General features: G+C 71.6%; 5 protein-coding genes and 1 pseudogene. All 6 read left to right on the top strand.

Annotation, left to right across the window (positions count from 1 at the left end):
• Nucleotides 1–196: pseudogene (locus SACSA_RS25930) on the top strand (D-inositol-3-phosphate glycosyltransferase); the annotation flags it as partial.
• Nucleotides 193–744 (top strand): type III secretion system chaperone family protein, encoded by a 552-nt coding sequence (locus tag SACSA_RS0108440; protein ID WP_019815037.1) that lies wholly within the window; start codon nucleotides 193–195, stop codon nucleotides 742–744. The pseudogene SACSA_RS25930 and the gene SACSA_RS0108440, both read left to right, overlap by 4 nt.
• Before the next feature lie 552 nt (nucleotides 745–1,296).
• Complete coding sequence (locus tag SACSA_RS0108435; protein ID WP_019815036.1) at nucleotides 1,297–2,046, top strand: phosphoglyceromutase; 750 nt, start codon at nucleotides 1,297–1,299, stop codon at nucleotides 2,044–2,046.
• Nucleotides 2,047–2,468: 422 nt separating this feature from the next.
• A complete protein-coding gene (locus tag SACSA_RS0108425; protein WP_019815034.1) occupies nucleotides 2,469–3,809 on the top strand; it encodes a sensor histidine kinase in 1,341 nt (446 codons plus the stop codon).
• Nucleotides 3,806–4,495 (top strand): response regulator transcription factor, encoded by a 690-nt coding sequence (locus SACSA_RS0108420; RefSeq protein WP_019815032.1) that lies wholly within the window; start codon nucleotides 3,806–3,808, stop codon nucleotides 4,493–4,495. The genes SACSA_RS0108425 and SACSA_RS0108420 overlap by 4 nt, the downstream gene beginning before the upstream one ends.
• A 127-nt stretch (nucleotides 4,496–4,622) precedes the next feature.
• Nucleotides 4,623–5,594 carry a Ppx/GppA phosphatase family protein gene (locus SACSA_RS0108415; protein ID WP_019815030.1) on the top strand — a complete coding sequence of 324 codons (972 nt, stop codon included), beginning with the start codon at nucleotides 4,623–4,625 and terminating at the stop codon, nucleotides 5,592–5,594.
• Nucleotides 5,595–6,067 lie beyond the last annotated feature (473 nt).

The following is a 6,067-nucleotide window of genomic DNA, read 5'->3' as shown; positions in this document are numbered from 1 at the left end:
CGGGCACCGCGCGGGGGACTGGGCGGATGCGCTGGGCCGGGTCGCGCTCGACGCGGACACGCGGGAACGGCTGTCGTCGGGCGCGCGGCGGCACGCGGAGCGGTTCTCCTGGCAGCGGACGACGGACGCACTCGTGGAGACCTACGCGGAGGCCACGCGTGCCTTCCGCGGCACGACACTGGAGGTGGCGGTGTGAGCGCGCGCGACGAGAGCGGTGACCGGCCGGTGCGCGAGGTCGACGCGGTGGTCCGCTCGGCGTTGGAGGCGGCCGGGCTGGACTACGACCGCAAGGGCGAGGGGGTGTACTTCGTCACACTGCCCGGTACGAAGAAGCTCCAGACGAACTGCTGGCTGGTCGCCAGGGAGCACTCGTTCGCCGTGGAGGCGTTCGTGTGCCGGCGCCCGGACGAGGCCCACGAGGAGGTCTACCGGTTCCTGCTGCGCCGCAACGCCAAGCTCTACGGCGTGCACTACACGCTCGACGCGACGGGCGACATCTACCTGGTCGGCAGACTCGGCCCCGACACCGTCACCGAGGCCGAGCTCGACAAGCTGCTGGGGCAGGTGCTCGAGGCCGCCGACGGAGACTTCAACACGCTGCTGGAGCTGGGCTTCGCCGAGTCGATCCGCAGGGAGTGGAACTGGCGCGTCTCCCGCGGGGAGTCGCTGGCCAACCTCCAGGCGTTCCGGCACCTCATCGAACCCGAGGGCACGCACACCCCCGGCTCGCTCACAGGGGACTGACGCCGCGCCGCGTAGCGTGCGGTTCCGGGTTGCTCGCCGGTGCCGCGAGGTAGCTCCGTGTTTCAGCACGGGCGTGAGGGCCTTCCGCGGCACCGAGCCAGTGACGCGTGCCGTGGTGTCGGCGGTGGGAGAAGGTGCGTCGCGGGGCGGCTCGAGGGAGGGGGGAGTCGCGAACTCGAGCCGCCCCGCTGACGCTCCCGCCTCGTGGACCCGGTGGCGAGGGGGATGCCAACGGGGCCGGCGGGCCGCAGCTCGGCAGGGGGGAGACGAGCTGCGCCTGTACCCGCGTCCGGCCGGGGAGTGCGTGGTGACCGGCCGAGCGGGTTGTAAGCCAACTTGTCAGACTCGGGTCCGTAATCACAAGGCTACGCAGTACCCCGTTTGGGTGATTTTGCGGCAGATCGTTAACGCTTTGCGATTTCTGTAACCACAGCGACCTCTTCTCGGGAGCACGCGAGGGGGTCGGACCAAAATCGACCGGGCATTACGACACAGTAAGTGAATATTCAGGCAGTCCCTACCACTCGAACGGCCCTCTGGCACGCTGGACGTATGGCCGAACTTGGGACCTTGGTGCTGCTGCGGCACGGGCAGAGCACATGGAACGCGGAGAATCTGTTCACCGGCTGGGTCGACGTCCCGCTGTCCGAGCTGGGCGAAGACGAGGCGCGACGCGGCGGTGATCTGCTCGGGGAAGCAGGGCTGCTGCCGGACGTCGTGCACACCTCCCTGCTGCGCCGTGCCGTCTCCACGGCGAACATCGCGCTCGACCAGGCCGACCGGCACTGGATCGACGTACGCCGGAGCTGGCGGCTCAACGAGCGCCACTACGGCGCGCTCCAGGGCAAGGACAAGAAGCAGACGCTGGAGGAGTTCGGCGAGGAGCAGTTCATGTTGTGGCGGCGCTCCTTCGACACGCCGCCACCGCCGATCGAGCCGGGAAGCGAGTACAGCCAGGACTCCGACGCGCGCTACGCGGACCTCGGCGCCGACATGCCGATGACCGAGTGCCTGAAGGACGTCGTCGCGCGGCTGCTGCCCTACTGGGAGTCGGCGATCGTGCCGGACCTGCGTGCCGGGCGCACGGTGCTCGTCGCGGCGCACGGGAACTCGCTGCGGGCCCTGGTCAAGCACCTCGACAACGTCTCCGACGACGACATCGCCGGGCTGAACATCCCCACCGGCATCCCGCTGCGCTACGACCTCGACGCGGAGTTGCGCCCCACCAACCCGGGCGGCACCTACCTCGACCCGGAGGAGGCGGCGAAGGCGGCGGCCGCCGTGGCGAGCCAGGGCCGCTGACCCCACCCCAGCCCGGCGAGTTGCCCCTGGGTGTCCGCGAGTTGCCCCTGGGTGTCCGCGAGTTGCCCCCTGGCGCTCGCGAGTTGCCCCTGGATGCCCGCGAGTTGCCCCTTGGGCGCCCGGCAAGTCGCCCCTTGCCGCTCTCCGGAGATTGCCAGCGGCCTGTGAGGGGCCCGCACGACGGGAAGCTGGAGGGTGCGGGGCTGGGGTTACTCGCGCCGGAAGGGGCAACTCGCCGACCGGAAGTGGCAACTCGCGGACCGGAAGTGGCAACTCGCCGACCGGGAGGGGCAACTCGCGGGGTGCTGGGAGTGAACGGGTGCTGACGCCGTGGTGAACAGTCGCAGTGGAGGTGTCGCGGCGGTCACGAGTGCGCGGCCGAGACTGGTCCATTCACCCGTTGTGGTGCTTACGATGCCCACGTGACGGCGTCCGCTTCGTTCGCGCTGGCCATCGCCGCGGTGGTGATCGGTCTTGTCGCCGGGTTCGCGCTCGCGCGCTACTCCGAACGCGCCCGGCGGCGGCCCACGGGGCCCACCGCGGCCGAGCTGCTCGATCGCTCCATGCGGTCGTCCGGCAACGGCGTGCTGGTGCTCAACCGCTTCGGCGACCTCGTGCTGCACAACCACCGTGCCGAGGAACTCGGCCTCGTGCGGCAGAACCACGCCGACCCGCGCACCCGCAAGGCCGCCGAGCAGGTGATGGAGACGGGCGAACCGACCGAGGTCGACCTCTCGCCGTTCACCGTCCGGCGCCGCGGTCCCGAGGCCGTGCTCGGGCATCTGCGCCCGCTCGGGGACGGCTACATCGTGGTGGAGGCCGTGGACCACTCCGAGGCCGTGCGGCTGGAGGCCACCCGGCGTGACTTCGTCGCCAACGTCAGCCACGAGCTCAAGACACCGGTCGGGGCCATCGCACTGCTCGCCGAGGCGGTGCTCGACGCCGCCGACGACGGTGACGAGGTCCGCCACTTCGGCGAGAAGATCCTGCGCGAGTCCACCCGGCTCGGCAAGCTGGTCACCGAACTGATCGCGCTGTCCCGGCTCCAGGGCGCCGAACGGTTGCCCGAGCTCACGACCGTGGACGTGGACGCCGTGGTCACCGAGGCGCTGGGCAGGACGAGGATCGCGGCCGAGGCGGCCGACATCCGCATCACCACCGACGCCGAGAGCGGACTGACCGTGGAGGGCGATCCGACCCTGCTCGTCACCGCCCTGTCGAACCTGTTGGACAACGCCGTGGCCTACTCCCACGCGGGGAGCCCGGTGTCGGTGAGCAGGCGGCGCAATGGTTCCTATGTCGAGATCGCCGTCACCGACCGGGGCATCGGCATCGCCGAAGACGCTCAGCAACGGGTGTTCGAGCGCTTCTACCGGGCCGACAAGGCACGCTCCCGCGCCACCGGCGGTACCGGGCTCGGCCTGGCCATCGTCAAGCACGTCGCCGCCAACCACGGCGGCGAGGTGCGCCTGTGGAGCAGTCCGGGCGTGGGGTCCACCTTCACCTTGTGCATCCCGGCGCACGCGGTCGCCGGCACCGGGCCGCACGACGGCCCTCCACCGGGCGAGGCCGGGCAGGACCGGGCGAACCGGACGGGACCAGCGGACACGCGACCGGCGGGCAACGAACCAGTAGAGACGGGACGAGTGGACACGGAACCGGCGGGCACGAGTCCGGAGGGGACCGGTCCGGACGGGACGGAGCCCGGGCGGCGCGACCCGGCCGGGGCCGCCGAGACCAGCGGACAGAAAGGAACGTCGTGACCAGGGTGCTGATCGTTGAGGACGAGGAGTCGTTCGCCGACCCGCTGGCCTTCCTGCTGCGGAAGGAGGGGTTCACCGCGGCCGTGGCCACCGACGGCGCGCAGGCGCTCGACGAATTCGATCGCAACGGCGCCGACATCGTGCTGCTCGACCTGATGCTGCCGGGCATGAGCGGCACGGACGTGTGCCGGCAGCTGCGTCAGCGCTCCGCCGTCCCCGTGATCATGGTCACCGCCAGGGACAGCGAGATCGACAAGGTGGTGGGGCTCGAACTCGGAGCCGACGACTACGTCACGAAGCCGTACTCGGCGCGCGAGCTGATCGCGCGGGTTCGGGCGGTGCTGCGCCGCGGTGGTGAGCCGGTGCCGGAGGAGGAGTCCGCGCCGCAGGTGCTCGCGGCGGGACCGGTGCGGATGGACGTCGAGCGGCACGTGGTCACCGTGGACGGTGCCGAGGTCGGGCTACCGCTCAAGGAGTTCGACCTGCTGGAGTACCTGCTGCGCAACGTCGGCCGGGTACTGACCCGCAACCAGCTCATCGACCGCGTGTGGGGAGCCGACTACGTCGGCGACACCAAGACGCTCGACGTCCACGTGAAGCGGCTGCGGTCCAAGATCGAGTCCGATCCCGGAGCACCGCGCCACCTGGTGACCGTGCGGGGGCTCGGCTACAAGTTCGAGGGCTGACACGCCCGCGTCCGGACACGCAGCGCGGTCGGCCGTGGACGCCGCGATCGGGTGGTATCGCCGACGCGGCGGTGACATCGGCGATGTCACAGCGGATTCACGGTCGCGGCGGGTACCGTAGGGCTTCGTGCGCCTAGGGGTACTCGACGTCGGGTCGAACACCGTCCACCTGCTCGTGGTGGACGCGCACCGTGGTGCCCACCCGACTCCGATGCACTCCGAGAAGAGCGTCGTGCGCCTGGTCGAGCGGATCGGGGACGACAACGAGATCGACAAGACCGCCGCCGACGAGCTGGTGCACGCCGTCGTGGCGGCGCGTGAGTCGGCACGCCGCCTCGGCTGCGAGGAGGTCATGGCCTTCGCCACCTCGGCGTTGCGCGACGCCGCGAACGCCTCCGACGTGCTCGGCCGGGTCCGTGAGGAGTCCGGCGTCGAGCTGCGCGTGCTGACCGGCGAACAGGAGGCGCGGCTGACCTTCCTGGCGGTGCGCCGCTGGTTCGGCTGGTCGGCGGGCCGGTTGCTCGTCCTCGACATCGGAGGTGGCTCGCTGGAGGTCGCGATGGGCGTGGACGAGGACCCCGACCTCGCCGAGTCGCTGCCGCTGGGCGCGGGCCGCCTCACCCGGACCCGGTTCGCGCACGACCCGCCGACGCGCTCCGAGGTGGTGGCGACGACGGCCTGGCTGGACGACCAGCTCTCCGGGCTCGCGCGGCGTGTTGCCCGGCAGGGTGAGCCCGATCGGGTGGTTGCCACCTCGAAGACGTTCCGGTCGCTGGCGCGCCTGACCGGGGCGGCGCCCTCGGCCGCCGGGCCCCGTGCCCGCCGGGCGCTCACCGACACGGCGTTGCGTCAACTGATCGCGTTCGTGTCCCGGATGTCGTCGGCGGACCTCGCCGAACTGGAGGGGGTGAGCGCGAGCAGGGCGCACCAGCTCGTCGCGGGCGCGCTGGTGGCGCAGAGCGCGATGCGGGCGTTGGCACTCGACGTGCTGGAAATCTGCCCGTGGGCGCTCCGGGAAGGTCTCATCCTCCGGCGGCTGGACCATTCCAACGGCGAGGACCAGACTGCACCTTTGACCGGCCAGGGTCGGCACTCATGACGCCGGGGTTCACACTAGACGCAGACAACGCGCGACGGGCACGGTGGAAGGGATGACTCGAGACAGCGACGGCGGGCGGGCGCAGAAAACTGTCGCCGAACTACTCGCCGAGCACGGCGGACAGGCCGGGGGCGAACCACGCCGCCGGCGGCGTCGCGCTGCCGAGGAGGACGACGCGTCCGGCGGTGGCCGCCCCGGTGTGACCGACACGGCGCCCCAGGCGATCATCGACCGCATCCGGTCGGAAGAGCCGTCCCAGCAGGCCCCACGGGACCATGGCCCGGGAGACGGTGACGCGGGCGGGAGGCGGCCCGCCGCCCCGCATGCTCCGCGCTCCCCGCACGCACCACAAGGACCGCAGGCACCACGAGCCCCCCAGGGGCCGCAGCCGGGCCAGGCGCCGTCGCCGCCTGCCCGGCCCCAGAACTCCGGTGAGTACCCCGCACCCGACGAGCACGGCAGGCCGCCGGCTC

This window comes from Saccharomonospora saliphila YIM 90502 (assembly GCF_000383795.1).
Lineage (GTDB): Bacteria > Actinomycetota > Actinomycetes > Mycobacteriales > Pseudonocardiaceae > Saccharomonospora > Saccharomonospora saliphila.
Note: the sequence above shows the minus strand (reverse complement) of the source record. Positions and strands in the feature narration are given on the sequence as shown.

Coding starts and splice junctions, on each gene's coding strand:
- SACSA_RS0108435 (WP_019815036.1), top strand. CDS start 1,297: ATGGCCGAACTTGGGACCTTGGTGCTGCTGCGGCACGGGCAGAGCACA.